At 59.0% G+C, this 26,808-nt stretch carries 15 protein-coding genes, 6 pseudogenes and 1 riboswitch; of the genes and pseudogenes, 8 read left to right on the top strand and 13 right to left on the bottom strand.

What is annotated here, in order from left to right:
• Positions 1-476: 476 nt before the first annotated feature.
• Positions 477-755 (top strand): hypothetical protein, encoded by a 279-nt coding sequence (locus I6F37_RS37695; RefSeq protein ID WP_225129189.1) that lies wholly within the window; start codon positions 477-479, stop codon positions 753-755.
• Positions 756-1,042: 287 nt separating this feature from the next.
• On the opposite strand, the gene I6F37_RS37690 is transcribed toward I6F37_RS37695, so the two are convergent.
• The 4 genes and pseudogenes from I6F37_RS37690 to I6F37_RS37675 all read right to left on the bottom strand — a co-directional run bounded on the left by I6F37_RS37690 (position 1,043) and on the right by I6F37_RS37675 (position 2,983).
• Entirely contained in the window at positions 1,043-1,618 is a 576-nt protein-coding gene (locus tag I6F37_RS37690) for a hypothetical protein (RefSeq protein ID WP_225154086.1), read from the bottom strand.
• 334 nt (positions 1,619-1,952) lie between these two features.
• Positions 1,953-2,111, bottom strand: a pseudogene (locus I6F37_RS46105) (recombinase family protein); the annotation flags it as partial.
• A 303-nt stretch (positions 2,112-2,414) separates the two neighbouring features.
• Positions 2,415-2,702 (bottom strand): recombinase family protein, encoded by a 288-nt coding sequence (locus tag I6F37_RS37680; protein ID WP_225129194.1) that lies wholly within the window; start codon positions 2,700-2,702, stop codon positions 2,415-2,417.
• Between the two features lie 107 nt (positions 2,703-2,809).
• Complete coding sequence (locus I6F37_RS37675; RefSeq protein ID WP_157785360.1) at positions 2,810-2,983, bottom strand: hypothetical protein; 174 nt, start codon at positions 2,981-2,983, stop codon at positions 2,810-2,812.
• A 306-nt stretch (positions 2,984-3,289) separates the two neighbouring features.
• Here I6F37_RS37675 and I6F37_RS37670 point away from each other — a divergent pair.
• The 5 genes and pseudogenes from I6F37_RS37670 to I6F37_RS37650 all read left to right on the top strand — a co-directional run.
• A pseudogene (locus I6F37_RS37670) lies at positions 3,290-3,693 on the top strand (ATP-binding protein); the annotation flags it as partial.
• Positions 3,694-5,092: 1,399 nt separating this feature from the next.
• Entirely contained in the window at positions 5,093-5,734 is a 642-nt protein-coding gene (locus I6F37_RS37665) for an N-acetyltransferase (RefSeq protein ID WP_225154091.1), read from the top strand.
• A gap of 430 nt (positions 5,735-6,164) precedes the next feature.
• A pseudogene (locus tag I6F37_RS37660) lies at positions 6,165-6,311 on the top strand (IS5/IS1182 family transposase); the annotation flags it as partial.
• A gap of 125 nt (positions 6,312-6,436) precedes the next feature.
• Positions 6,437-6,591: riboswitch (cobalamin riboswitch) on the top strand.
• Between the two features lie 103 nt (positions 6,592-6,694).
• Complete coding sequence (locus tag I6F37_RS37655) at positions 6,695-8,620, top strand: ribonucleoside-diphosphate reductase subunit alpha (protein WP_225154085.1); 1,926 nt, start codon at positions 6,695-6,697, stop codon at positions 8,618-8,620.
• Positions 8,611-9,684 (top strand): ribonucleotide-diphosphate reductase subunit beta, encoded by a 1,074-nt coding sequence (locus I6F37_RS37650; RefSeq protein WP_225154084.1) that lies wholly within the window; start codon positions 8,611-8,613, stop codon positions 9,682-9,684. Before I6F37_RS37655 ends, I6F37_RS37650 begins: the two co-directional genes overlap by 10 nt.
• A 1,178-nt stretch (positions 9,685-10,862) precedes the next feature.
• On the opposite strand, the gene I6F37_RS37645 is transcribed toward I6F37_RS37650, so the two are convergent.
• The 5 genes and pseudogenes from I6F37_RS37645 to I6F37_RS37625 all read right to left on the bottom strand — a co-directional run bounded on the left by I6F37_RS37645 (position 10,863) and on the right by I6F37_RS37625 (position 17,402).
• On the bottom strand, positions 10,863-11,636 hold the full coding sequence (locus tag I6F37_RS37645) for an outer membrane protein (RefSeq protein WP_225145055.1): 774 nt from the start codon (positions 11,634-11,636) through the stop codon (positions 10,863-10,865).
• Positions 11,637-12,778: 1,142 nt separating this feature from the next.
• Positions 12,779-13,030, bottom strand: a complete 252-nt coding sequence (locus tag I6F37_RS37640) for a hypothetical protein (RefSeq protein WP_014490241.1) — start codon at positions 13,028-13,030, stop codon at positions 12,779-12,781.
• 3,580 nt (positions 13,031-16,610) lie between these two features.
• Positions 16,611-16,820 (bottom strand): annotated as a pseudogene (locus I6F37_RS37635) (transposase); the annotation flags it as partial.
• Positions 16,726-17,184 carry a hypothetical protein gene (locus I6F37_RS37630; protein ID WP_244431553.1) on the bottom strand — a complete coding sequence of 153 codons (459 nt, stop codon included), beginning with the start codon at positions 17,182-17,184 and terminating at the stop codon, positions 16,726-16,728. The pseudogene I6F37_RS37635 and the gene I6F37_RS37630, both read right to left, overlap by 95 nt.
• An 8-nt stretch (positions 17,185-17,192) precedes the next feature.
• Positions 17,193-17,402 (bottom strand): hypothetical protein, encoded by a 210-nt coding sequence (locus tag I6F37_RS37625; protein WP_100213412.1) that lies wholly within the window; start codon positions 17,400-17,402, stop codon positions 17,193-17,195.
• A 526-nt stretch (positions 17,403-17,928) separates the two neighbouring features.
• On the opposite strand from I6F37_RS37625, the pseudogene I6F37_RS37620 reads away from it, so the two are divergent.
• A pseudogene (locus I6F37_RS37620) lies at positions 17,929-18,063 on the top strand (transposase); the annotation flags it as partial.
• 716 nt (positions 18,064-18,779) lie between these two features.
• Here the strand turns inward: I6F37_RS37620 and I6F37_RS37615 are convergent.
• Positions 18,780-19,076: pseudogene (locus I6F37_RS37615) on the bottom strand (integrase core domain-containing protein); the annotation flags it as partial.
• 753 nt (positions 19,077-19,829) lie between these two features.
• On the opposite strand from I6F37_RS37615, the gene I6F37_RS37610 reads away from it, so the two are divergent.
• Positions 19,830-20,126: a DUF3892 domain-containing protein gene (locus I6F37_RS37610; RefSeq protein WP_011091022.1), complete on the top strand. Its 297-nt coding sequence runs from the start codon at positions 19,830-19,832 to the stop codon at positions 20,124-20,126.
• A 1,639-nt stretch (positions 20,127-21,765) separates the two neighbouring features.
• On the opposite strand, the gene I6F37_RS37605 is transcribed toward I6F37_RS37610, so the two are convergent.
• The 3 genes from I6F37_RS37605 to I6F37_RS37595 all read right to left on the bottom strand — a co-directional run bounded on the left by I6F37_RS37605 (position 21,766) and on the right by I6F37_RS37595 (position 26,494).
• The gene (locus I6F37_RS37605; protein ID WP_157785319.1) at positions 21,766-22,056 is read right to left on the bottom strand and encodes a hypothetical protein; all 291 of its coding nucleotides are present in this window, start codon (positions 22,054-22,056) and stop codon (positions 21,766-21,768) included.
• Between the two features lie 603 nt (positions 22,057-22,659).
• Positions 22,660-23,559: an HlyD family secretion protein gene (locus I6F37_RS37600; protein ID WP_157785322.1), complete on the bottom strand. Its 900-nt coding sequence runs from the start codon at positions 23,557-23,559 to the stop codon at positions 22,660-22,662.
• A gap of 1,732 nt (positions 23,560-25,291) precedes the next feature.
• Positions 25,292-26,494, bottom strand: a complete 1,203-nt coding sequence (locus I6F37_RS37595) for a bifunctional diguanylate cyclase/phosphodiesterase (protein ID WP_225154083.1) — start codon at positions 26,492-26,494, stop codon at positions 25,292-25,294.
• Positions 26,495-26,808 lie beyond the last annotated feature (314 nt).

The raw sequence follows: 26,808 nt of genomic DNA, 5'->3' as shown, positions 1-26,808 counted from the left end.
TCGGCCAGCGCTGATGTGATCTCGCGCTTTGCGCGCATGCTGATCTTCCCTGCCATAGCCGCCACCGATCTGATTCGGCAGCTCCGCCCCAGACACGACAGGGAAGTTGTCCGGTAACATTTTTAGCCAGGCAATGCGGCCCTCGACGTCACGAGGAATTGCCCCCTCCTTGGATAGCCGAGGAGAGAGCGAATGAACGAGGAACGAATCAAAGGCTTGTCGTGGAGTAATCCACGGGGGCAGGTGATGAATACGCCAGATGACGTGGCGGAGATGTTGCATCTGAGGGTGTGTGGGTGAGGTCTAAAGCGGATTGCGCGCCAGCTGGGCTGCAGACGGTGAAGGACTACGTGGCGCGGGTGGGTGTAGCCGTTCAAGTCGCCTGAGCGGGCGAAGCGGGTCATGGCCTTGAAGGCTGGCTGCGCGAGAGGTTCATTCGACATCGCGGCAATGCGGATGCGGTCCGTCACGACCTGTTGGCCGAAAACGGCTTGGCGGTCAGCCGGCGAACGCTGCGACGCGCCGTGCAACCCTACCGCCAGGCACTGAAGGCCGAAGCGCTGGCGACGACCCGGTTCGAGACGCCCCCGGGGCGGCAGCTACAGATCGACTTCGGCGAGCGTCTGGTCGATATCGGCGGGGCGAAGGTCAAAGCATTTGTGTTCGTGGCGACCCGCGCCGAAAAGCAAGAGCACTGGTTCGCTGGGCTCGAGAGCCATTCACGACCTTCGATGGCGTGCCGGAGGAAGTGCTGAAGGACAATCCACGCGCGCTCGTGGTGCGCCACGGCAGATGAGCCGGTCGGTTCAGTTTAACGACAAGCTCATCACGTTCGCGAAGCATTGGGGCTTCCGTCCTCGCGCCTGCGCACCGTATCGGGCGCGCACAAAGGGCAAGACGGAGAATGGCGTCCGCTACGTGAAGAAGAACGTGATCGCGGGGCATTCCTTCGCGAGCTGCGAGGCATTCGAGACGCATCTCGCCGAGTGGGAGGGCGGGGTGGCGAACGTACGTATCCACGGCACGACGGGCGTGGCGCCGATCACTCGCTTTGCGTGTGACGAGGTACACCGTGACGGTCGCGGCTGGCGAGGTGCGCATCCGCCATGGCATGCGCGAGGTTGCAGTCACAAGCAATCGGAGGATCGCCGGCCGCGGATCGTCGAGTTCGCCCACCTCGACGGGGTTGCCTGTCGCGATGGCGCGGTCTGCCAACCAGCAAGCGCGACACCGACAGTGCCGGCGCCTTCACCACTGCCTCGTTGTTACGTCCTCTTGCCGAATACGAAGCTACGATCCTGTTGCGCGTCGCAGCTGTTGCACCCGGACTTTCCCAAGCTCTCTTGAGTTCGGAATCAAGCGCAAGTAACCGATCGCGATCGATGTCGCTCAACGTCATCTCCGGCGTAGCCAACAACGTGTCGCGCTCGCCCTCAAGCTCGCGGACAGCGACCAGGCGTTCGTTCCAGCGCCGCTCCAGCTCGCCGGCAACAAGACGATTGTCCGAATCGACAGCCTCGTATCGCCGACGAGCGCGAGTTGCCTCGTAGCGTGCCTGCTCCAGAGTCAACTCGAGCTGACGCAGCTTGTCGGCGTGTTCACGGCCGCGCGCTTCCATGGCCGCCAGCGCCGCCTGTATACCCAGCGGCTGCAGCCGCGCGATGACCTCCGCGCTGATCGCGCGATCCGCGCGCAGACCGCCTAATGAGATGCACGGGTCTCCACCATGGTTGATCTGGCTACCGCGGCAATGATACCGCCCGACAGTACTGTGCGTACCGCTGTAGGTAACGTGAAGTTTGCGGCCGCAGTGGCCGCAACGAAGAACCCGCGAGCAGGCCTTCGCCGCTGCGAACCGAGCCTCGACTCATGAAGCTTTTTCCGTTGGCGTTGTCGGTGATCAGGCCCTGATTCTTCTCGAACTCCGCCCACGTAATGTAGCCCTCATGGTGGTCCTTGATCAAAACCTCCCAGTCGTTGCGCTCGCGCCGGAAGCCCCGCACGATCCTCTTGCGGCCGGCCTCGATCGTCACCCGACTGCCCGAGCGCCCGAAGACATAGGCGCCAGCATAGGCGGGATTGGTCAGGATGTGGTAGATCGTATTGTACACTGGCAACTTCCATTCGACGTGGCGGCCCTCGGGGCCATGGCCGCCCCCCGGGCAAAGTGATTCGCTCCTGCCGTAAGCAGAGGTGGACCTGGCGCGGTGTCTGCATCTCGGCAAACTTGGTGAACACGAGTGCGAGCGCCTCCTGAATGCGCCGATCAGGGTCCTTGTCGATCCGATCGTTGGAGACCTTGAGATAGCCGATGGCGACGTTGAGGAAAAGCTCACCCCTGCGTGCCTTCTGCTCCAAGGCTTCAAGCGAGCGTTGCCGAACGATAGACAGCTCCATCTCGCTCAGCGTGCCTTTCATGCCAGCAGAAGGCGATCGTTGGGATGGCGAGGATCGTCGACGCCATCCTCATCGACGATCAGTGTTCCAACGAGCCCGTAGAACTCCAGGAGCGTATGCCAATCCCTGCCGTTGCGCGCCAGCCGAGAGGCCTCACTCGAGACCACAGCGCCAACTTGCCCTTCGCAAATGGCGGCGAGCAGCTTCTCGAAACCGGGACGCGCGGTGCCGCCACCAGAGCGACCGAGTTCGTCGTCGATTACGGCCACCTCGCTCCAGCCCAGCTGCCGGGCAAGGTCGGCCAAGCCGTACTAGCGGCGCTCGCTCTCGCGGTTGTTGATGACCTGGTCTGCCGTCGACTGGTGAACGTAGACGACGGCCCGGCGAGCAAGGTGCTCAGGCGTGATATTGCTCACCGCCGTCCTCCCGGTTTCACGTCATGTGCCTCGACTGCGCTGTCGGTGAGCGCTTCGCTCAGAATCTCCTTTAACAGCTCGAGCATTTGCTGTTGGGCTTCGATTGGAATGCTGCTGTATGTCGGATGGCTCTCAAGCAGATCCCCCTGACGACGTGATGCGTCCGCCATGACGGCCTCCTCGCGAGTTGGACGATTCCCTGGAAGAGGAGGCTAAGAGCGCCTCGACAAGAAGACGCGCCTCCAGTAGACGATCCACCGGAAGCTGCGGATCAGCTTTGAGATGGAAGGAAGCGGCGGCGGGAGCCGCCATCCATGCCGGCAGCAGCGTTAAGGTGGCGTCAGGTTGTCTGATAACAAAATGCGTCTCACCCCCAAGCCGCTTGCAGGAGACAATGACGACTGACGCTCCGCATCGCGGATGGAACGGGTAAAGGATCTCCAGCTCAGATCCCAGACACCCGGCATTATGACGCTGGTCCGCCAGGCGTCGGCAAGACGCACCTGTCGATTGCTCTCGGGCGAGAGGCGATCCTGGCCGGGTACACGGTGCAGTTCACCACGGCAAAGACGCTGGTCGCGGGCCTCGCCAAGGCGCACGGCGAGCGGCATCTGGACGAAAAAGTGCTCGCGCTGTCGAAGCCAAAGCTACTAATCGTCGACGAACTCGACTACCTGCCCCTGAACCCGACGCTGCGCATCTGTTCTTCCGGCTGGTCAGTCGCCGTTACGAAACCGGCGCCATGCTGATCACGTCGAACCGCAGCGTTGCCGAATGGGGCACCGTGTTTGCCGATCCCGTGGTAGCCACCGCGATCCTCGACCGGCTCCTGCACCACAGCCACGTGCTGACGATCCGCGGCGACAGCTACCGACTCCGCGCCAAGAGCTCATCAAACCGCCGACCGCCGGTGACGGCCGTCCGGTCGGCTCCGCCTCCCTCCGTCCCGTCACCGGCGGAAGCGACCATCAAACGTCCGATGGTGGGGCAGTTCTTCATGACGAAAAGGGGGCAGTTCCGGATGGCGTTCGACAGACTATGCTCAAGGTTGAACCCGGGCCAACTCAGCATCAAGGGCGGATAGATCCCTACCCATTCTGGGGAGGTCTTCGCTACATTGCCTTCTGATATGCTGCCCCGACTACAGTTTTCCAAGACAGAACGAAACAACATGACTCACCACGTGGATCTCGGACCTGGTGTGGCAAGCATACCAGCGCCAAGAAATCTTCCAAACCGTTCCGATCAGGGAGTGAGTTGGAACAAGACCTATGAAGCCATCAACGCTTGTGGCCAAAAACCTCTTTTACGAGAATTACTCGCGCAACTACGCCAGCCTGCTGTCTTTCCCACTATGGCAAGGATCGCGGCGGATACAACTGACCTGGGCGTCAAGTTCGACGACGGCACGACAGCAACGTTTTCGCTCGATAGAGCTAACGCCGTTGTGCGAGCGATCGACACGCCTGACGATCAATCAAGGCACGAAAGCTCTCGCGCGATCCCAAGTTGCGTTGTTTAGTAGGTCGACGGCGGCAGCGTCGTGGTATCCAGTCGCGTTGCCTTGATCCGACAATCGCGAATCGCGGCGATGATGCGCCGAGAGTTGTTGGACACAAGAACATCAAGGAGCGCGGACAGCATGCGATAATTGGAAAGCCGCTGTACTACGCATATGAGTCTCGCAGACGAAAGCTCTCTCTGCCGGTGACCGCGGACACGACGTTGGCAATGGAGGTTTCGCACTTAGCATGTGTTTTGACCAAGAAACTTACGAGAACCGCTCAATACGAGACGAGGTGATGATTCCCTGCCTAGTCTGGACCTCGACGCGCGACACTTGGCTAGCTGTTTGCTCGTGCCGGAGCCCGGTTCAGGCAGCCATCGCCCGATGTTCGCCATGCCCTGACTTCTTCGCACTTGCAATCTCAAAGGCGTCCTCATGTCATTCCCTTCGCGGACGGTTGCAGGCTGCCGAACCGTGTCGACCTTGAGAACGTCGGAGCTTCCTTTGGGAAGGGCGGGGCGGGTTCCAGATAGGGCGTGGAAGCGCAGAAGCTCGCCAGGAATATGTAGATCCAAGCATTGCCGACCAAGGAGCCTTCGTCCGAAGTGGCCGTCAACGTCAGCCGTCTGAGACAGGCGGAGATCTCGGAAGGGAAACCAAATGCACCCGGCGGGTCCCCGTCGGTGCATCCATTCCGCTCACCGTCAGACGCGTCGATGCCATGCTCCTCCTTGGAAGGCCAATGCCAAAACAGAGCCCCGAAAACGGCATCATGACAGAGGAATCAGATATCAGATCTGCGAACGCAAACATTCGTGCAAGCACTGTCTGGACCATTGTGCTCGGCTTTGCCGCGGATCCGTTGATGCGTTGGAGTTGGCCTGACCCAGGGCAATACCTTAGGAGCATGCCTCAGTTCATTGACGCCTGTGGGGGCCGAGCATTTGCACATGGCACAGCCTACGTCGCGGGAGAGATTCGTGGCGCGGCCCTGTGGCTGCCTCCCAACGTGCAGCAAGATGAGGAGGCATTGGATGCAATCATGGCGCTATCCCTGCGCCCGGAGATTACCGAGGATATGGCACACTTGCGGCGGAGAATGGCCGAACATCGTCCCCACGAGCCACATTGGTATCTGCCACTCATTGCCGTCGATCCGAACTGGGTCGGAAAAGGGCTTGGCACGTTGCTGATGAACTACGCCCTTCAACGATGCGATGAGGACGGCATTGTTGCCTACCTCGAAAGCTCGAACCCTGAAAACATTCCCTTTTACCAACGTCACGGCTTCAAGGTCGTTGGTGAGATACAACACGGTTCTTCGCCGCCGCTCACGCCAATGTTGCGAACGGCTTCATTCCCACCCAGCAAGGCCGCGCCGCCGGATCGGCTCGTCACCCAGACTCAAGCATAGCTCATCCCGTTAGGATTGATTGCCAATAACCTGACATGACCGCGTTCGGTCAGGACGGCTTATGTTCGCGGCCAGACAACTGAGCACGTGAGGCGGCTCGCCCGGCCTGCGAAAAGCATACGAATCGCCTCTTCGGCAAAGTTGGCACGTCTGATGTGAGAGCTGGCGGGGTCAAATCCACTAAGCGTGGGACATTGCCACGGGCGGCTGCATCGATTGCGGTCGGGCTCCAGACAATTTTTGATCTAAGGGCCACAGAAAGCGATGAATGGCGAGACGCGTATGGCTACCGAAACCCGATCCGGCCCAACTCAATTCGCGGACCGCGAACCGATCGATGCCAACATTCAGGATGTCCAGGGTTGCTGTTCCCCTGTTGGAGAATTTGCGACGCCACTTCCAAAGGCTTGAGCACATCTTGGCCGATCGCAGGCGCTCGGTCGTCGAGCGCACCTTTGCGTGGCTCGGCAGATGTCGGCATCTCTGCAAAGACTTCGAAGGTTCCGCCGCTACCGAGCTCGCCTGGCCGCTCGTCGCCCATCTGAGGCTCCTAACTCGCCGATTGGCCAGGCCTTGAGACATCTATGCTTTTTGAGTGAGGCTCTCAGGACAGGCGCTCGGCGAATTTCGAACCTCGACCTCGGGGCTGCTCCAACTGGTTAACTTGACTGTGCCGTCTTGACGAGTCTGGGCAACGGCTTCTATATGTGGTGTCGTCGTGGTTTTCAATTCGCCTATATGGTGGCACGGAGTTAAGGGGAACCCATTGTGCCGGCAGCGGCTATTCCGAGGCATTAGCGCGACAGCGCTGGGAAGACCCGCGAGCCAGGAAACCTACCGCGACAGAACCCATGTCCTCGGGCGGGGTGCCCGGTGGGTCGCTTGCAGCCGGGGACATTGGCCGGGTCTCCTCGCAAGTCGTCCGCACGGTCCCAGCCCCCAAATATCACGGGGTTGCCGATGTCGGCGTCTTACGATTTCGATCAGTATGGTCATCTCATTGAGCTGCCGAGTGTGCGGCAGCCCTCAGCGCAGGCAAAGGTCTTGTGCAGCCCCCCAGCATTGCCGGCTCCCCTGCCGAGGCCCCCCGCGCGATCGCCAACTCCGTCTGACCTTTCGCTCGATCGGTCGCGCGACGACCTGCTGACCTCGTTTGGTAGGCTGACGCTGACCGACCGCTATCTGCTCGCCGGCGAAGGCCTCCAGGACATGTTCGCCCGAGTGTCTTGCGCCTTCGCGGACAATGTTGCGCATGCCCAACGTCTATATGATGCGATGTCTCGGCTGTGGTTCATGCCGGCCACACCGGTGCTCTCCAACGGCGGCACGACGCGCGGCCTTCCGATCTCGTGCTTCCTTAACTCAGTGTCGGACTCGCTCGAAGGCATCGTCGGCACCTGGAACGAGAACGTCTGGCTTGCTTCCAATGGCGGCGGCATCGGCACCTACTGGGGTAATGTTCGCTCAATCGGCGAGAAGGCGAGGGGCGGCGTCACCTCGGGCATCATCCCGTTCATCCACGTCACGGACGGCCTCACGCTGGCGATCAGCCAGGGCTCGTTGCGGCGCGGCTCGGCGGCGGTCTATCTCGATATCCACCATCCCGAGATCGAGGAGTTCCTCGAGATCCGCAAGGCGTCTGGTGACTTCAACCGCAAGAGCCTCAACCTACATCACGGCATCAACGTCACCGACGAGTTCATGTGTGCCGTGGGCGCCGGCACCGCATTCGCTCTGCGCAGCCCGAAGACTAACGAGGTCGTCCGCGAGATCGATGCCCGCCAGCTGTGGCAACGCATCCTTGAGAACCGGCTGCAGACCGGCGAGCCTTATCTCTTGTTCATCGACACCGTGAACCGTGCGCTCCCCAAGCACCAGCGCGAGCTCGGCCTCAAGGTCTCGACCTCCAACCTGTGCAGCGAGATTACCCTGTCGACCGGCATCGATCATCGCGGCGAGGAGCGCACCGCGGTGTGCTGCCTGTCGTCGCTCAACCTCGAGACCTGGGACCAGTGGAATGAGGAGCCCGGCTTCATCGAGGACGTCATGCGCTTCCTAGACAACGTGCTCACGCACTTCATCACGGTGGCGCCGGACGGAATGAAGCGTGCCCGCTACGCCGCCCTGCGCGAGCGCTCCGTTGGCCTCGGCGTCATGGGCTTCCACTCGTTTCTCCAGGCCAAGGGCATTCCAATGCAGGGTACCCTGGCCAAGTCATTCAATCTGAACATGTTCCGAAAACTTCGTCGCGAAGCCGATGCGGCATCCGTGGCGCTCGCTCGCGAGCGTGGCCCGTGCCCGGATGCCCTGGAACGCGGCGTGATGGCGCGCTTCAGCCACAAGATCGCAATCGCGCCGACCGCCTCGATCAGCATCATCTGCGGCGGCACCAGCGCCTGCACTGAGCCGATCCCGGCCAACATCTACACCCACAAGACGCTATCCGGCGCCATCTCGGTGCGCAATCCGCACCTCGCTAAGGTGCTGGCCGCGAAAGGCGCCGACACCTCGGCGACCTGGGAGTCGATCATCGCGCACGACGGATCGGTCGCCCATCTCGACGTCCTGTCGGAGCACGAGAAAGCGATCTTTCGCACCGCCTTCGAGATCGACCAGCGCTGGATCGTCGAGCTTGCCGCCGACCGCGCCGCGTTGATTTGCCAGAGCCAGTCGATCAACCTCTATCTGCCGGCCGACGTCGATAAGTGGGACCTCCACATGCTGCACTGGACGGCGTGGAAGCGTGGGGTGAAGAGCCTCTACTACTGTCGATCAAAGTCGATCTCGCGCGCGGCGTTCGCCGGCAAGATTGCCGGGGATGCAACGCCGACGCAGCAGCCGGCGCGGCAGCGCACCGACTATGAGGAGTGCCTCGCATGTCAGTGATCGATCTATCGCGCGCCGATCCGCGCACGTTGATCGGCAAGGGACGCGTCGGCCTCCTTGACTCGACCGGCAGCTACGACGTCGATCGCTATGCCTGGGCTTACGAGTTCTGGAAGCGCCAGCAGCAGACCCACTGGATGGGCGAGGAGGTGCCGCTCGGCGCCGACCTCAACGACTGGGCTTCGGACCGCGTCACCGACAGCGAGCGCGCGCTGCTCACCCAGATCTTCCGTTTCTTCACTCAGTCGGACATCGAGGTCGGCGACAACTATTTCAAGCGGTACATTCCGCTCTTCCAGCCACTCACCGTCCAGATGATGATGGCCGCTTTCACTAACATGGAGACGGTTCATATCGACGCCTATGCCCTGCTGCTCAAGACGCTCGGTATGCCTAAGACCGAGTTCGAGGCATTCCGCGGCTATGCGCAGATGCGCGCCAAGGCGGACTACATGCACGAGTTCGGCGTCGACAGCGTGGCGGATGTCGCCCGTACCCTGGCGATGTTCGGCGCCTTCACCGAAGGCATGGCCTTGTTCGCCAGCTTCGCCATGCTGCTGAACTTCCCACGCCACAACAAGATGAACGGCATGGGACAGATCGTAAGCTGGTCAGTGCGCGACGAGAGTCTCCACTGCGAGGGCATCATCAAGCTATTTCACGAATGGCACCGCGAAACCGGCGCGGTGACGCGCCCCGTCCGCGACGACATTGTCGACGTAGCCAAGACCATGGTGAAGCTGGAGGAGAACTTCGTCGAGCTCGCCTTCGGCCTTGGCAAGATCGAGGGCATGCTGCCTGAGCATATCCACGCCTACGTCCGCTACGTCGCCGACTGGCGACTGGCCCAACTCCGGATTGCCCCGGTCTTCGGCTTCTTCGAGGCGAAGGAGGGCGGGTTCACCCAGCTCAAGGCGCATCCGCTGCCGTGGCTCGTCGAGATTCTCAATGGCGTCGAGCACGCCAATTTCTTCGAGCAGCGCGCCACGGAGTACTCCAAGGCGGCGAGCCGCGGCAGCTGGGACGGCGAAGACGGGGTGTGGGCGACTTTCGGCCGTATCTAGCCCATTTTATTCATGCTAGCGGCATTGACAGCGGCAGGCGCCGGTAGTCGTCGCCGTCACCCGCCAGCATGACAAAGGCATAGAACCGGACCTCCTCATCGTGGCGTCTTGATTGCAGCGCGACAAAACCGGACACACAGATGGTTTGTTGGGTTAAGCCGGTACATGCGCTCCATTGCTGATGGCGGCTAGGGTTTACAGTATTTCCGCAGGTCGGTGAGGTGGGTCTCATGAAGTAAATCAGCGCAACACGGCTACGCCCTTGAGCAGACGAATGTTCTCGATGATCGCCACGGCCGCCCCCCTCGTAGGGCTAGAGGGGATTACTATCACGCAATCGGAAGTTGTAAAGAGGGCAACCCTGTCAAAGGGGGGCATCTTCATTGCAGCCCGGTCGGATCAGGCAAACCGATTTGTTCTTCATCCCCCTTCGCGCTTGATTTCGTCGCCGACCCACTGACGGTCTTCCTCGGCCGTGGCTTCGCGGAGGTGATCTACTACGAGCAGACGCTGGCAATGCGGCTCGGATGACAGCCGCGTTTCTGTCCTAGCACAAGAGTTCCGCTTCAGCGCTGCCGATCCACCTCTGGAGATTTTGCATCCGCTCTCCGAGGCGCTCCCAATTGATCCGCGCCAGCGGGGGTTCGGCAGGCTGATCGGGCGCAGAGATCGGCAGCGACGATGACGCAAGCCATCACGTCGTCGACGTTATGTCCCACCCTCGCACGAGCGCCGCTTCGACCGCTCGTCGGCCTTTCGTCCGAGGTGGCCAGTGCGGCCGACCGGAACGATTGTAATCGATGACCTGTGTCTCCCTAAGCGAGGGCCGGGTTAACTACGACGGTCGACAAAACTATTTTTTGCCTCATCATTCTCCGACGGCCGGAAAGCCGACGGTGATGCAGGTGGAGGCACGGGGCCGGGAAATCGGCGCAGCCAGCCACTAAGCGGCTGGCGTTCGACCACGGCAGCACGCTTGAGTTCGCCGCGATCTTCGCCGTGGCGCTGCGTCATAACCAGATCAGCCAGATTCCTTTGAACCACGCCTAACCAGCTCGAGCCGATGTACCGACAAGAAGCCGATAGCGCCATTGATGCGAGTCCCTGTTGCCAAGGTTTCTATGCCGCGATGCGGCTCAGATATTGGTGCGAACCCGCGCCATTTTGGCGAAGATCGATCAATAGGTCGTGGCGATCACGCCACCCCACCGGTAGTTCACACGGACCAAGCCGATATCGACGTCCTGACCGATACGGGCAGTCCCTGCAAAAGTGCCCACCGGAACACCCACGAGTCCGGGTGAAAAAAAGAAATCCACATCCCGACGCCCCATGAACAGGTGGTCGTATTCAACGCCGATGGACCAGTTCGGAGCAAAGCCAAATTCAAGGCCCGCCCCTACCGTGCCGCCCCAACGAGTTTCGCTGCCGTTGTCGATAGTGAGCCCGGTCGCAAAATCGGAGACCCGGTATTTGTCACGGACGACTGCAGCCCCACCTCTTACATAGAGCAGCACGTTATTCCAGGCATAGCCGACTTGGCCCGTGAACAGGCCGAATGCATCAAGCGTGGAGTCATCCCGGACGCCTGCGAAAGCAAGGTTCGCGTTGGAGCCCTTGAAATCGGCCCAATTGCCCTGCGCCTCCAGACCGAACACCGAGTTCGCTATTTGCCAGCGGTAGCCGATTTGACCGCCGACCGTGCTTCCCGTCGCATGATGGCACCCCATGCCAACGGGCGGAGCGACGACCACGCCGCCGGCGTTGACCACGTCCCAGCACTGATGCGCAGAGCCGCCACCGCCATTGATGCCGACGTAGAAGCCGCTCCAATCATAGATCGGAATGACCACCGGAGGCGCTTTGACGTAGGAGCGCGCAGCCAGATCAGCGGCTGCGGCAGGCGCGGCCAGCGCGATGAGGGCTACCGTGCCCGCCAGCAATTTTTTCATTCTTCTGAACCCCAGTTTCGAATTCGACGCCCCCGGCGGGGTATTGACGACGATTGGCACGTTTCCGCCACCTCCATCAACTGCAAGGGTTGGTAGTTGACGGGGTCGCAAGCGCCGCCTGAGCGGCCGGTCGATGGGCAAAGTGCATGTCGGGTCGGTCGCGGATGCTGTCCGCCGACTGTTGATTAAGTGGCATGACCCGAAAATGTCTAATCGCGGTTACCCCTCCTGCGCGCCCTTCGAGCACATCAGCATGACAAGAGTCAGCCTCGACAGCGAGTCAGTTTCCTGATTGCAGCTGCTCCGCGTGTCCTCGTTCCGGCCGTATCGACCGTTCGTCGGCCATTGGATGCAAGTGTTCCCGCTTACGGCGAAGCTTCGACGGACGAGCCGCATTCCTCCACTTCGTTCCGGGCGGACGATGCATCCGCAGTAAGACGGAGGCGTGTGTAGGGGCCAGCGATAAGGCTCGGCGGCGCCGCATCGAGTTAAGAGTCCAGAATTTCTTGCTGCGGCTGGCCTTCTCGATCACGGGCTGTACCCTCGTCGATACATAAAATTTGAGCCGCGAAACGGGCCGAGCGACATCCCGAGAACTGGCTATTCCAGGAGCTCTCACAGAACTCCCAGCCGAGTTCGGGATTGAACGACCGCGCTCGGAGCGGCCGACTACGGCACCCATCTCCAACAGCCACGTGAGCCGGTTGCTGGAAGACCGGGCGCCGTGTCGTCTTCGCCTTCATCGTCACCGAGTTCGATGCAGAAGCTGCAACGGCGCAGTTCGGCAAGGTCGCCGATCCGCTCCGTCCCAAACTCGAAGCGGCGATGATCCCTGAGTGCGCTCTCGCGCATCCGAAGCTGAGCAAAGGCGTCAAACGAACGGCGCCTTCGAGAGCTATCGCACGCTCGATCCCGTGGCCCTGCTGGCGGAGATGAGGGACGCCAAGATCGAGCTCGGCACGCGTATCGGCGCCCGGCCGCCCCTTGCTTGCTGCCAACGGAGGGAGAGGCTACTGCGATAAGAAATATCATGTCTTGTCGATACGGGCTTAGTCGTGTCGCGTGATCATTTTCATTCACGACGCATCCTCGATTGTCGAATTAGCGAACCAGGTTCAAGGCATTCGCTTTTGCGGAAAATGCTACCCCCTGCGCCGAAATGTTACTGTCCGCTGCAATCGATTTGGTTCGGCTTGATACCCCGGAACTGTCCACGCAAGGCTGTGACTGTGATTTGTTTTGACGGGGTCTTCGTTGGCCCACCACGCATCATATTCATACGCTGATTTCGGGAGGGAGCGACCGATAAGCATCTCGATGTCGGCAAAGGTCATCTTGAGCGAGGCAGAGCTGTTTGCGACCAGCTTGTCTCTCAAAGGGTTATAGATCGACATCGGGCTCCCCCATCCAACGATCTCATATTATATAGCCAATCCGGACTTTTCGTCACCAATTGCGGATTTTGTCCGATATTTGTCGGTTTTCGTTCGCAGCGGCACTGACGCCGCCGCGACATCATGTCGAGCAGCAGCCACGTCTGCGCCGAAGGCAGGCGGACGTACCACCTTTTACGGCCCTGAACATCGGCCTGAGCGGCTCTCGAGCAATGAAGCTACCGAAACGATATAGCCTATCCGGAGACTTTCGTTCATCTCGATGTGTTAGGCCCGCTGGCATTGGCATATGTTCGAAGAAAAGCGCGAAGCCGTGCCTGCCATTGAGATGCCGGTTTCGGCTCTTGTGCTACAGCATCGCAAGTGGGCCGCCGGTCGGGTGGAGATATCCTCCGGTGGCCCTGACGGTCAGTTTCAATGCGCTGTCATGCTTTTAAGCGGCTAGCGTGGCCGCCATGGATCCGACAGGTGCATGCAGACGCTCGCCCCGCAGCACAGGGGAATTGCGGCTTTACCAGAATTAAGCAGCGCCTCGATGAGGCGACCCAAGCCCAGCAACAGGAACGCTGGTGCTTGAAATCGCCCTCAGGCCTCGGAGCTTCTCGGCGGCGCTCCAACTACTGAGAGCCTCGTGTGTTAGATACGTCGCGGCCAATTCATTCCAGGATCTCACGACCTGATTCCAGCTCTCTTTTCGGGCGGGCAAGAGCTCAAGCATCCTTTGCGCCTTGCGGGCAGCGGCAAACCTCCCGTCTCGCGTAGCGTCTTTCAGAATTCTCCGCACCAACACTTCGGTTCGCTTCCATCCGGCGCCCGTCGATCTATCCTCGGCCAAGGAAGCGAAGTACACTCGAAAGGTCAGGGCACGTTCGGCGGCGATGCCCGATGCCAAGCTTGGCTCGTTCAACCATCGGTAAAGAGACTCGAGCTGCTCCGAGTCGCCGAGCGTGAAAGTGTCATCATCCCCGAAAACCAAGAATGTCGCGAAACCGGCGATCTCAAGTTGCATGCCCAAATCTTGTGAGTCCAGCCAACGCGTGATTGCTTCTAGTGGAGACATAGCTTTGCTCTCCTGTGGGGTTGATCGCGATTCAGCCCGGAGGACACCGCGCGGGTCAACTACAAGAATTTGTAGCTGACGGAAATAAAGAGCTGTCAGGCGTGCCGCCGCTATGGTGTTTCTGCATTGAACGGAGGGATTTCCGAAGGACGGCTGAGCAGCGCCACCCCGCGCCGACGACTTGCAAATTCCGAGCCTCGTTACTCCAAGAGGCGCTTGTTCGATTGGAGAAGATTCGGCGGCTTGCGATATCCGTTGGAACATCAAGGACGAGCCCAACCCCGACCAGCTCGAAGGAATTGACGCTCTGAAGCACGGTCGCTAGGGCAAGGTTGTAATCTTTGAGGCGATCAGCGAACATGACGGATGTGCGGATTGACACTTCGACGTGGGAGCGCGAGTACGGGAAGAAGCCAAGCGGGCGCCGCTATCGGCGCTTCCGGATCATATCGCCCAGTATTGCAGTCAAAGACTATGAATTAAGAACGGAGATCCCAATGACGTTCCCCAGGGCGTGCAGGGGGGCAATAGAAAGGGCGCGGCAACGCGGTTCGGCTCAAATCGTGCTGCTACCGTGAGGGACCCTGACGAGTTTGACGATCGAACGCATGTTTTCCCGAGGGCTGAGACGGAACAAGAGCTTGGGATCACGGTCATAATGGAAAAGTGGATCGTCTCCCAATCCGTCATCAATCCAGCCTTTGACTCTAACGAGAGAGAAAAGACTGGCTAGCAGCTAGGCGACATCTCGCTCTCGACACTCGATCTCGCCGATTGCAGCCGCGATCGCTCGTGAATAAGGGAAGCGACCAAGGCCCGGCAGTTGGTCTCCCCGGTCACAGCAACAGTTCAGCCCTATCACTACAAGGCGCTGCTCCTTCCGAGCCCACCAAATTCGGTAGTTGAGGCGACCGCGGCAGATTTGCAGAGTAAGGCCATCTGTCGATCACAGGGGCGAGGCCGGAGCAAGCTTTATGGCTGGCGTTCAATACTTCGTGTCGCGCCATAAAGGCCGGTGGAAGGTTGCGCTCAATTTTGAGTACTCCGGCCCCTACGCCACTGAGGAAGAGGCGACCGCGTCGCCGTCGACGCCGCGGCAGGGCATGTCGCTCAGGTTCTCGTTCAAAGGGAAACCACCAATTTAGAATCGAGTGGACATATGGCCACGACCCATACCCCCACCAGCCAGCTAATCGCTGACCACATGAGATCGGCGCCGACCTTTCCCGCCACGCCCGCCCCGCAACACCAAAGCGCGTGGCATCAGCAGGGCGGAATCTCACACCGAACACTTATCCACTTTCCGACCGCGCTTCTGAGGCCGGCCCTGTCGAGCGCTGCCGTGCCAGGTTCTGCAGCGGGCGTGCCCTTGGTCTGCGTGGGGAACAAGGCGTTCGTCGCAGGTCAACAAGATCGGCGTCACCGTGAATACTTCAACATCGATACGGGCAAAGCCGAAAAGGTGGCTTTAGATGACGCGGTGTTCACGATCGGCCGTGGGGCATGTGGTCGACGGAAAATTCGAAGAAATCTACAGATACCCTCTGCCTAGTACTTCTTAAAGAGGAGCGGCAAGCCGCTTGAAGTTCCGCGCCTTTCAATCCGCTGAATCTTCACCAACGGTGCGAGCTGGAATCACTGCTTCCTATCACAGTCAAAGGAAACCTGATATGATCCCTATTGAGGAGTCCTTTATTCGAGCGATAACGTTGCTTGGCGGACCAAAACCGACCGAGCAACGGGCTGAAATCGTCCCTCACCTGGATACTACTATAGACTATGCACGCGACGATACCGAGGAGCGCCTAGCCCATAGTTTCAAAGTGATGGCCCTGAACCACCTAGACAGTATCGGTCGAGATACGTCGACCATTGTTGAGGAAAAAATGGAGCTGGCTCTGATCGCCGCCGAAGAATTGATTCTAGCTATCGTCGAGCGCAACCAGCGGGGAATAAGATCCGAGCGATGTCCATGCAGGGAACGTTGCAACTGGGCAATACGCCGGCCGGTGTCGCGATCAAATAAGCATGAGCGAAGACGACCACACCCAAAGACATGCACGCAGCGCCATCAGACCAAGCAATAACCTTCGAAGTCACGGCCGGCGCGTGACTGGAAGTCCTTCGATCGAGGAGTTCATGGTCTACTTGTTCGAGCCCGACGGGAATATAGTGCACTGCGTAAGGCTGATTTGCGCGGATGAGGAAGCGGCTAAGCAGCGAGCACAGCAATCAGCCGAGACCAACAGGGTCGAGCTTTGGCAGCTCACTCGCAAGATTGCGAGCTATCCGTCCCGCGCGAACTAAGGCGCTTAGTTTGCGCAATCCTCGCTCTTATAAGCCCTTCGCCGAAAACGGGCCAGTGCCCGATTAGCTATCTGGGAACGCGGCGTGCTGATCTCATTATGGCCTGGCTGCAACCGCAGCCCACTCGCGAGAGGCCGGATACATTTACGCAGACTGTCGAAGTCGGATCGCCCAAGAGCCTTGCACAGGCGGGGCAGACCATACATTTCGGCAGATCACGTCCTGCAGCATCTCCTTGTCGAGCGACAGGTCCGCGACCAGCTTCTTCAGCTTGCCGTTCTCCTCCTCGAGCTGCTTCAGCCGGCGGATCTCGGTTGGCAGCAGACCGTCATACTTCATCTTCCAGTTGTAATAGGTCGCCTGGCTGATCCCGGCCTTGCGGCAGATCTTCGCCACCGCAACCCCGTCGTTGCCCTGTTTCAGGATGAACGCCTTCTGGGCGTCCGAAACGTTTGAGGCCTTCATGGTCCGTCGCTCCTCCCAGCCGAGGGGATTTACGCAGCGAGAACTCTAGCCAAAATGGTCCAGTTTGCCAGCCGCAGATCACAGTCAACGCGAGGGTTGGTGGCGCGTCTGGGGCGGAACGGTTGAGCATCGTCATCCAGAAGGCCGGCCAACTCAGGATGCAAAAGAGCGAGATCAGGTTGGTCAGACGCTGGGCGGTCCTAAGCTTCGACTCCTCAGCTTTGCAGCCCGATTTGAGGATCTTGTGGAACACCTCGATCTTCCATCTCAAACCATACCATTCCAGCTTCTCAATGGCGTCGGTGCGGGAACCAACAGGCAGGTAGGTGATCAGTTTCCATCGATCTTTCTGTTTTTCGGCGTCCCGCGCTCTTCGGCACGGATCACCGTCAAGGTCAGAGCGGGATAGCGCTTCTGCTTTCCGATCGGCGGCAGGACGCGAATCTTGCGATACCTAACCTCAAGAATGGCCTGGTCGGGATCGTCGTTGCTGTCTCTGACTTCGATGCGATGGAGGCCTTTGACGGCGACCTCGTCCATTTCGTCGGCGATCGTGTGATCCCCATCTCCAGCCAAGCTGGTCGATGCAGGTCCTGATCAGGAAATGAGTTCCGATCTCCTGTGCTGCGCAGAAAAGCTCGTAGATGTCACTTTCGCGATCACCAATATGGATGCATCGTCCCGGATGACCCAAGAGTTGTGTAGATTGCTTGAGATTTTCCAACCACCGGACGCTTTCCTTTTTCTCGATGGGAATCCAGGTCGGATTGATCTTCTTTTTAAGCGCTGCCGTCCCCTTGAATTTCTTCCGGGCCCAGAACTTAACGGCCGCCAACCCCAGCGGCACTCCTTCAATTGTAACCGCGAGGCTCGAATGCATCAGGATGCCGCAAACCGTGTGCGATCTGAGGCGACCTGCCTTATCCCGTCCACTGTTTATGCTTTTGGTGATGCCGATCGCTTCTGACTTCTCGCGTTGATAGCTGAACTCGGTTGTATCGTTGACCTTGCCCCACGGGCTTAATCCAGTTTGAAGTTCGCTCTGGCCCATGACAAGGACCAGAGCATGAAGCGCAGCCGCTTTTCGGACGAGCAGATCATCGGGATTTTGAAGGAGCATGAGGTCGGCGTGTCGGTCGCCGATCTATGCCGCAAGCACGGCGTCAGCGACGCCAGCATCTACAAATGGAAGGCCAAGTTCTTTCAGCGTCGAGCCTTGCGGAAGCGCGCGGTTTCGTCGCGCCTAGAGTAGAATATTAACATTGCAACCGTCTAGGTTGTGTGCGACCATAGGCTTGGGTCTCAGAAACCGAAGACAGCATCAGTGGCCATCAATGGGCCAGCGTGCTAACAGCCCCGTTCGGCGGGGACGGTGCGCCCGTGTCCAAGGGCACCCCAAAAGCACATTGGCCGGTCACGATTACGGTTTCTGAACCCCGGCAGCCAGTCCGCTACCGGCATCAGAGCTAAAAGCAAAATCCATGAACCATCAGCGAATCTCGCGCCGCGTCGTGGCGATCGCTCGCGTCTGTAGTCTCGAAGTTCTGCACGACAACGAAACATCTCAGCAGAGGGCCGACCGGTTGATGGCACCGCACAAGCGGGGCAACCGTTGTCCGTTGTCAAATGATTTGAGGCTGATTAGGCGGCTGGCGAAAGGAGCGTCGGGCTCCTCAGGGGCTAGAGTTTAAGCGGCCTGCACTCGATGCTGCAAGCGAAGGTTGCGTCTCATCGGCGCTATCCTGCTCGAGCGGCGCCCAAGTTGAGCACCCGCAAGCAAGAGTCGCACGGGCGCATGTCCGTCGTCACGACGATCCCCAAGGAAAAGGCGAAGGGGTTTGTTCGCAGGCTCGCTGAAGCTCTTTCCGGCAATCATAGTCAACGGCCCCGGGTTTGCCGGAGGCCATTTGGTTTAAGTTATGCCGCCTTGGCTGGTTGTTCCAGCATGGCGTAGTAGCGTTGCTCGGCTTCGGCCGGCGGGATGTTTCCGATGGGCTCCAGGAGCCGCCGGTTGTTGAACCAGTCGACCCATTCGAGAGTGGCGAACTCGACGGCCTCGAAGCTGCGCCATGGCCCGCGCCGATGGATCACCTCGGCCTTGTAGAGACCGTTGATGGTTTCGGCAAGAGCGTTGTCATAGGAATCTCCGACGCTGCTGACAGACGGCTCGACGCCAGCCTCAGCCAGGCGCTCGGTGTACTTGATGGATACGTACGTTAAAGTGCTGGTCAAGAAAGCTGACGTTTCATCGAAATGACCTTGGCTACCCTACAGGACATGAATTGCCGGAGAGCTGCCTAGTCGAACTCCTTCGCCGCTGATGTTCACGAGTTTAAGTAGGCCTTGTTGACCAGACCGTCGCCGAAGACCGGGGCTGACCGCCTTTGTCCCCGAGAGAGTCGTGCGGCACTCAACCCTCCCACTCTAGAAGCGCGCGTATGCGTGCAGCGATCCGTCGCGCGTCGTTCGGCCTAAGATTGGGCTTCACGCTGTCGAGGATGCCTAACACTGCCCGAGCCTCCTCGGCATCAAATGTCGCGACTTGGCGATCTGCCAGGCTCAAAGACTGATCGGCCGCCCGGGCCTGATTGGCTGCAAGCACCTCAAGCGCTTGCGACCGTAGGGCCGTGATGTGCCGCTCGAATATATGCATCCTTTGGCCCCATGGTTGGGAGTTAGCGGCCACGTGGCTCGGCGCTCAATCTGAGAGAAGAAGAAGCGCTGTCCCTACCACGCGCGCCGCTAACTCCACCGCCAGCTTCGGGGAGGGAAGAAGGCTGTCGGTAGGATACATCCACCGCAAAAAGCCGTGGCACAACTACCAGAACTGGTTGCCGCATCACAGTCACGGTCGCCTGGCAATGGGGGCGCGACTCGGCGCCGAGAAGGATGCAAGGCAACCTACTGGGATTGGTCGGCACACTAACCCACGGCCGAGGTCCACACTGAGGCTCTTTTTTCTTGCAGATGGGAGAGACCCGAGTGACCAGCCGCATACGAATTCAATGCATCAACAAGACTGACAGGCAGAACCCTCACGAGCGAATCAAAAACGTTGGCGGAGTAAACCCGGACGGGTCTAGGTGGAAGCAATCCGTCGATCACACGATCAAAGAAATCGAAAACGGTGTATGGGAGTTCTATGTCGAGGAAAAGCGCACGGCCGATGTGATTGTGGCCGTCCACAACGGGCACAAGTACATCAAGACGAAGGCCGACGGCATTCAACCGGACAATTTGCTTTCACTCCCTGAGTGCCCCTAATTGTCGCAAGGATAAAGTTCATTGGCGATCCGGCTGATCAGTAGTATAATTTTGATAGAGCGCCTCCCGAGAGTCACTTGAAAAGGTTGGACGTGTACGCTCCTATCTGCCAGCCTTCCGTTCTGAGGTCAGCCAGTCTGGGAGCGGATCGCTCGATGCGGTCTCCCCGGTAGGCAGACCGGACGCCCGGTCCAGATACCAATCAATCGCCTTGCGATCCCAACGCTGAGTGCCGGGGATAGCCTCCGGTACCAAGCCCTTCTTAATCCACGTGTTGAACGCGTCCTTGGAGCACCCGCAATAGGCGGCTGCGTTGGCCTTAGTGAGGCCCCGAGGTGCGATCTGATCGGCGCGTAGTATCCGCTCCGAACGTCTCAGCTCTGCGGGCGAAGGTCTGTCACGCTGATGATCACCGTCCATTTGGACCTATGGTAGAAGTTAGCGGCAACGTGACTCCGCGCCCGAGCTGGAATTAGAGGCGCTGTCCCTACCACGCCCCGCCAACTTCAACATGGCCAGCGTCAAGCGACTGAAGCTGACGGCGGAAAGTATCGTCCGGGAAAGCCCGTGGCGCAACTACCAGGACTGGTTGCCGCCAGGCGCTTGGGCGATCAGTCTCAGCGACCGGAAGCAACGCGGGCACGGCTCGGCGCCAGGTCAGGATAAGAATCGGGCGTTGTCCCTACCGCGCCCGCGCTGCAATTGAGATTAGCGGTGACGTGACTCGGCGCTCTAGCCCCCTCGCGTACACCGGGGCACGCACTGTCCCTGCCACGCGCCGCTAAGCTCAATGGCTGAGTATTCGGGCTAGCTTTCCAAAAGCTGACAAAGATCCGCGCGGAAAATTTACAAACGAAAAGCGGCCCGCTTGGGCCGTTCAAAGCTCAATCTGTTGTGGGCAATCATGCAGCCACGCAAAGACGCTCGCTAGACTGTAAGGCCGTGCGACTTCATGGCCGTCAAGCTTAATGGGGTGATCTTCGATAAGATAGAATTGCCCGTCGGCTGTTCTGACCATCCGATCTCTTAGCTCAAACCACACGCCCGTCGGCCACCTTTTGTAGGATACTCGCGTCGCGAAATGGACCGCTTCAGCAATGTCCCGCGCGCGCAAATGCCTTAAAGGCTTAGCCTTTGGTGCCATGATTTCCTCGTCGGCTCAAAAGCCGCGCGGATGCGACTCGGCGCCTTTATCGGCTGGGGGGCTTAGATAGAGGCGCTATCCCTGCCGCATCCGCACTGCCCCGTGAAGTTAGCCCCTCGGATCATAAAGGCTAACCCACACCCTGCTTTCCCGTGAACCTTTACCCGCTGGGAGCTGAAGTGCGGTTTAGCGAGAAAGCCGCCGTGCGTGGCCTACCTAAATTGATAGGCCAGACTGAGCGACTTAACGCGCTCAGCCTGCCAGTATTCAGCTTCGGTCTTTTGCAGATCGATCAGGCCGCAGACAAAAGGCGTTCGGCCCGCTTACGATCAGCGGCAGCCGCATCACGACGGCGGGTCGGATTGGCGCTCAGCCAATCTATTGCACGCTTACGGCTGATTGGCGTCACGATTTCAGGCACTCGCGGCTCCCACGTCTCTTCGACCAAATAGACTCGCCCGCCCGACCAACCGATTTGTTCGGCCTAGAAGGTTCTTAGTGTTGTTTGAGAGTGTAGGGGCGACGGCGCGTGCGGGAGGCCCATCTATATTGGTCCCAAAGCCGTTGAGCTATGCTCTGGTGCGTGAAGACGCGTTCCCCGCTCTCTTCGATCACCAGCTCGCGAGTAAGCCACTCTAAACGCAGCTCGGCCTCCAACGCGCATTTGCCGTCGCAGATAGCCGCCGCGACGACTTCAATCTGTTTTTCGATAAGATCCCGGAGGACTTGGATGCGGGGTAATGCGCCCATTGTGCTGCTCTCCGGCTGAGAAAAATGGCGGGCCATTTTACGCTCTAAGTTCCGGCTGGCAACTACCAGAATTGGTCGGCCGCCGAAGGGCGCCGCGCCCGCTCTGAACCTTTGATCCCACCTTGCTCATTCGATCAGGCTTTCTGGTCGGATACCGTGCTTGACATCAGGCTTCGGAAGCCGACCAGCTACTTAGGTTGTCAAGCGACGTCCGGATTTAACCCCGTAGCGACATGAAGAAGTGACCCCTTGTTTGTTTTGGCGGATGTGGAGCAAGCCGCTCGCGGAGCGCGCCCCCATAGCGCCGTAGCGAGCAAGCGGCTTGCTTCACGGCTTTTTCTCCGATTTAGCTTCTGGCGCGGCGGCCTTCTGCAAAAGCCCGCTACGACAGAAAGCATCGTCAGAGCTTCGAGGATGGCGAATCCCAACTGAACAGCGCGTCCGCAGTCCAGTCGAGCGGCGCCAACGTTTCGGTGAAGCGCCAAGCCATATAACGCCAAGACAGTAGGGCAGCTGTCGCCAGGAGAAGAGCGCGCCAATACCACTTCATCGGATTGAGAAACGGAAAGACGGTAAGCCAAAGCCCAATTATGAGGGCGACGCCTGCGAAGGCAGCAACGAGTGGCGACACCAGAAGCATCAGAGCCCGTGCCGCGTTATAAAGCGACGGAATTGTGCGATCGGGCCGGCTGTGAAGATAACGCGTCCAGTACGTCCAATCGCGCAGCCGAGATCTGCCTCTCCTGCAAGGTCTGGAACTGTCACTGTGACATCAAAGCGCTGGAGATGTTGCGCACTTGGACCCACAGCAAAATTGGTGTAGAGCGAGGCCGCACCGGATCCGCCAAGGCGGGTTATGGTTCCATTGAAAATACGATCATCTCGAAACAACCGAAATTGCGCGGCCGTTCCCACCGAGAGACCGTCGTAGAGAGATTCGCTGACGCCCGCGGTGACGATCAGGGTACGGCAGTCAACGATCTTGACGAGATCCTGGCCGCGCCGGGCGTATTGGCCATCGTCTATTAGTATGTCCCAGACCAGACCAACGACGCTGGCATTAAGGGTAGCGAAGCTCAAATTATTGACACGAAGACGCTCGGCATCGACTTGCCGGTCGAGCTGTACAATACGTGCTTTCACCTGCTCCTTGTCGACATTCAGCTCGGCCAACCGCTGCTCGAGCTCTCGGATACGTTGGGCCGAGGAGGGAGCGTCGTTATAGGACTCCCCGATGAAGACGCCCTCGCGAGCGGACGTAAGTTCCGTCTCCAAATATTTCACCCGCTGCTGCGTACTCTCCAGCTCTTGCTGCGCGACGTCATAAGTTGCACGAGCGCGATCCAAATTCGCCGCCGTCTGTACACCACGCGTGCTTAGTTCGTTTGCTCGCTTGAATTCTGCGTCCGCTTGACGAAGGCGTGTGGCCGCAGCGTCCTGAGCTGCTTTCGTTTCGGCAATTCGAGCCTCAATCTGCCGAACCCTTCCGCGCTGGTAATCAGTTGATTGAACATCGAAGCGAGACCTGGATGCGGACAAGGCCTCTTGCTGGCTAACGAGACGGTTGATCTCGATCTGCTGGTTCGTGCGATCGCGTCAAGCTCAAGAAGCCTCGCGGTATCGAAGCGTTGGTCGTTGATTTCTGCTATGAGCTCGCCGGGACTAATGCGCGCGCCGATGCTCTTTACGGCAAGGGTTACCTTTCCTTCGATCGGGGCGCGAACGATGTAGAGCCGCGCATTGAGTGTAGCATCCGCCGATGTTCCAGCGTGGTGCTCACCGATAATAACGTACAATCCCACTGCCAACAGGGCCAAGCCGACGATTGCACGTACGAGCCTCATAGCTCCCAACTGCATTTATGACGGGAGGGTCGCGCAGCGTATTACTGAGCAGCTACGGCCCAATCGTTTTCGCCTAAGCGACCCTCCGCCTTGCTTTGGATTGCCAAGTCCGCTCGGATGCAAGTGTTAGCGGGTCAGGCGTCATGATCAGACTAACAGGCTGGTAAAGAAGAGCTTCGTGATCTCAGCGGCAGGAGGATCCGTATCGTCAGAAGTGCAAACGGTCATGAATTCATTCCTGCAGTTCCAGCAGCGCCAGAGATCTTGGACCCCCCGCGCACCGATGCGTTCATGCCACTCGAGGTGGACCAATGCAGAGCCACATTGAGGGCAGTTTTTGTGACGTGCTATTGAGACCGACTCCATGTGGCAGCTCGTGTCATTGCGTCAAAAGGCCACAGCCGAAGAAGCGTTAGCGTAGCCGCCGCTTCGTGGTCGGCTGCGGTGGATGCGCCTCTCTGTTCAAACCCTGTGCCAACTGCGACAGCTTGATCAGTAAGGGAAAATTTTTCAAGGAAGTGTACCAGACCGACTGCATGTCAGAAATCGGACAGTCAAGGTCATGTTCGAACGTAATGTCGCAAATCGGACTAAGTCTCGTTTTGGAAGCCTTGGGGGATCGTTTGGTGCTGAGCAATGCGGCCTGGGAGGTTTGGCTGATCATAAACGGCCTGATCAGGAGGGCTCCCACCTGACGGGGAGCCGCGGATGTCCGTGGAAGTGTGATTCGGATCGTGTGCGTCCGGCCCTCCCTGGAGTAATCAGGAGTCGTTAGGAGACAGCTCCGGCGCTTCAGTCGGAGGGGCATTAGGGGATTTGGATAACGGCTCTTCGAGACAATATCCAGACTTCGGGTATCTGATCGCCGTTAATTCAGCTCATCGTGCATCTGCACGCCGCCAGAGCGAAGAGGAGTAGTCGAAGATCAGGCGCTTGGCCGCTCGCGCACTCTGAGCGCATAGGGCCGTTCGCGGCCCCTGTGCGTTGACGCTGGAGTCGGTCAAAACAGTGATGCACGACAGGCCGCCGCCCGCAATCGCGTAATCGAGCCAAGGTGATCTCTTAGAGTCTGCGCCCTGTCCAAGTGAATGCGCCCGCCCTGAGCAACAATGCAGGGTGATGTGTCGAATGTATCGCGGCAACTCTAGACGCTTTATTCTGATCAAGCGTCTCCCGAGCACGCTTGAACTCAGCGCGTCGGCTCACGCATGTGGGTTTCTTGCTCCATCTTCAGTGACCGGTCCGCGGCTGGCTTCGCGATCGAGCAGCGCGGGGATACCGGCGGCTGGAACGGGACCACTGAACAGGTAGCCTTGTCCTTCTGTGCAACCATTGAACACCAGATAGACGAGCTGGCGTTCGTCTTCGACTCCCGGCCGTGGTCGTCAAACCAAACCCTTCAGCAAGGCCGATTATAGCACGAACGATCACCCGGCTGTCAGTGCTGTCGTGGAGATGCGACACGAAGCTGCGATCGATCTTGATCTTGTCAGACGAAACGAAAGCAGCTGGCTAAGCGTAGCATAACCTGTTCCGAAATCATCGAGCGCGATGCGGACGCCGGCTTGACGAAGTTCGTCAATCACGGTCTTCGCAGCCCCGTTTCTTTCCACGAACGCGCTCTCTGTAATTTCAATTTCCAGACGGCGCGGACTAAAGCCGGTTTGCTCAAGGAGCGATATAATGCGCTCTCCAAGCGCGGAATCCCGCAACTGAACAGGCGAAATGTTGAAGGCAAGCGAAAACGTCTTTGGCCACGCAGTGGCATCAAGACACGCCCGGCGAAACAGCTGATCTCCAAGAGCGTTGATGAGGCCTGTTTCCTCTGCAATCGGAATAAACACGTCAGGCGGAATATGCCCCGATGTCTTGTTCTCCCAACGGGGCAGCGCCTCGAACCCGACGATGCGATTACTTACAAGTGAAACCACCGGCTGGTAATGGGGCTCGATAATATCCGTTGCGATAGCGCTCCGAAGCTCACGCTCAATATTGATGCGCCGCTCGACATGCACGTCCATGTCAGGTTCAAAAAAGCGAACACGCGACCTGCCGTCGCCTTGCGCGCGATAAAGTGCGCGTTCTGCGCGCCTAACCAATTCGTGGGGAGTGACGCCATCAAGCGGAGCGATGGCGATGCCAATTCCAAGACTAAGCTCGGCTGCGCCAGCCTCAATCGCGAAACTGTCGGCGGCAGACGCCACGATACGGCGCGCCAGATTGGCGGGATCCTCGAGGGAGCTAATGTTGGGCAGGACGATCCCGAATTCGTCGCCTCCGATCCTCGCCAGGAAGCCGTCCTTGCACAAGATGTCGGCAAGCCTAGTGGCAAGTTCGCAGAGTGCCTTGTCCACCGCTGCATGGCCGTGCGTATCCTTGATTCGCTTTAAGCCGTCGAGGCCGAGCATCAGAACAGCGACTTGATGCGTGTCGGTGGCGAGGCCAACGCACAGATCAAGTTCGTCATCAAACAGGCGGCGGTTTGGCAGGCCAGTCAATGGATCGTGTCGCGCCAAATCGCGGACTTCTCTTTCTGTGATGGTTCGTGCTTCAGTTCCGTCGGCGAGTTCTCGGTAGCGCCGAACACCAAAGATTGTGAGCCCAATGCTCAGCAAGAATGCAACGAACACGATGAATATAATGTCGTCGAGTACCGACTACACATAGCGCTGTCCCAGCTGCGCTAAACGAGGGCTGAGCCCATAGAGACGCGCTAAAAGTGAAGTGAGAACGACGCCGCCGAAGAGAGCAATGAAGTCCCTCGTGGCAGAACTGCGCCAATCGAAGTGCAATACGCGCAATCGTGGAGTTGACATTCTCATCTCATTCAAACACTCCGCAGCGCGGGGTGGCCCAGTGAGGTTCTTGGCCGCAGCATGTTTGTTGAGAACCAGATGTTGCGCCGATGCCGAACTTCAGTAGCTGCTTCGAAAGCAGCAATGAG

The organism is Bradyrhizobium sp. NBAIM08, assembly GCF_020193935.1.
GTDB lineage: Bacteria > Pseudomonadota > Alphaproteobacteria > Rhizobiales > Xanthobacteraceae > Bradyrhizobium > Bradyrhizobium yuanmingense.
The sequence above is the reverse complement of the archived record's forward strand: the minus strand, read 5'-3'. Positions and strand labels throughout refer to the sequence as shown.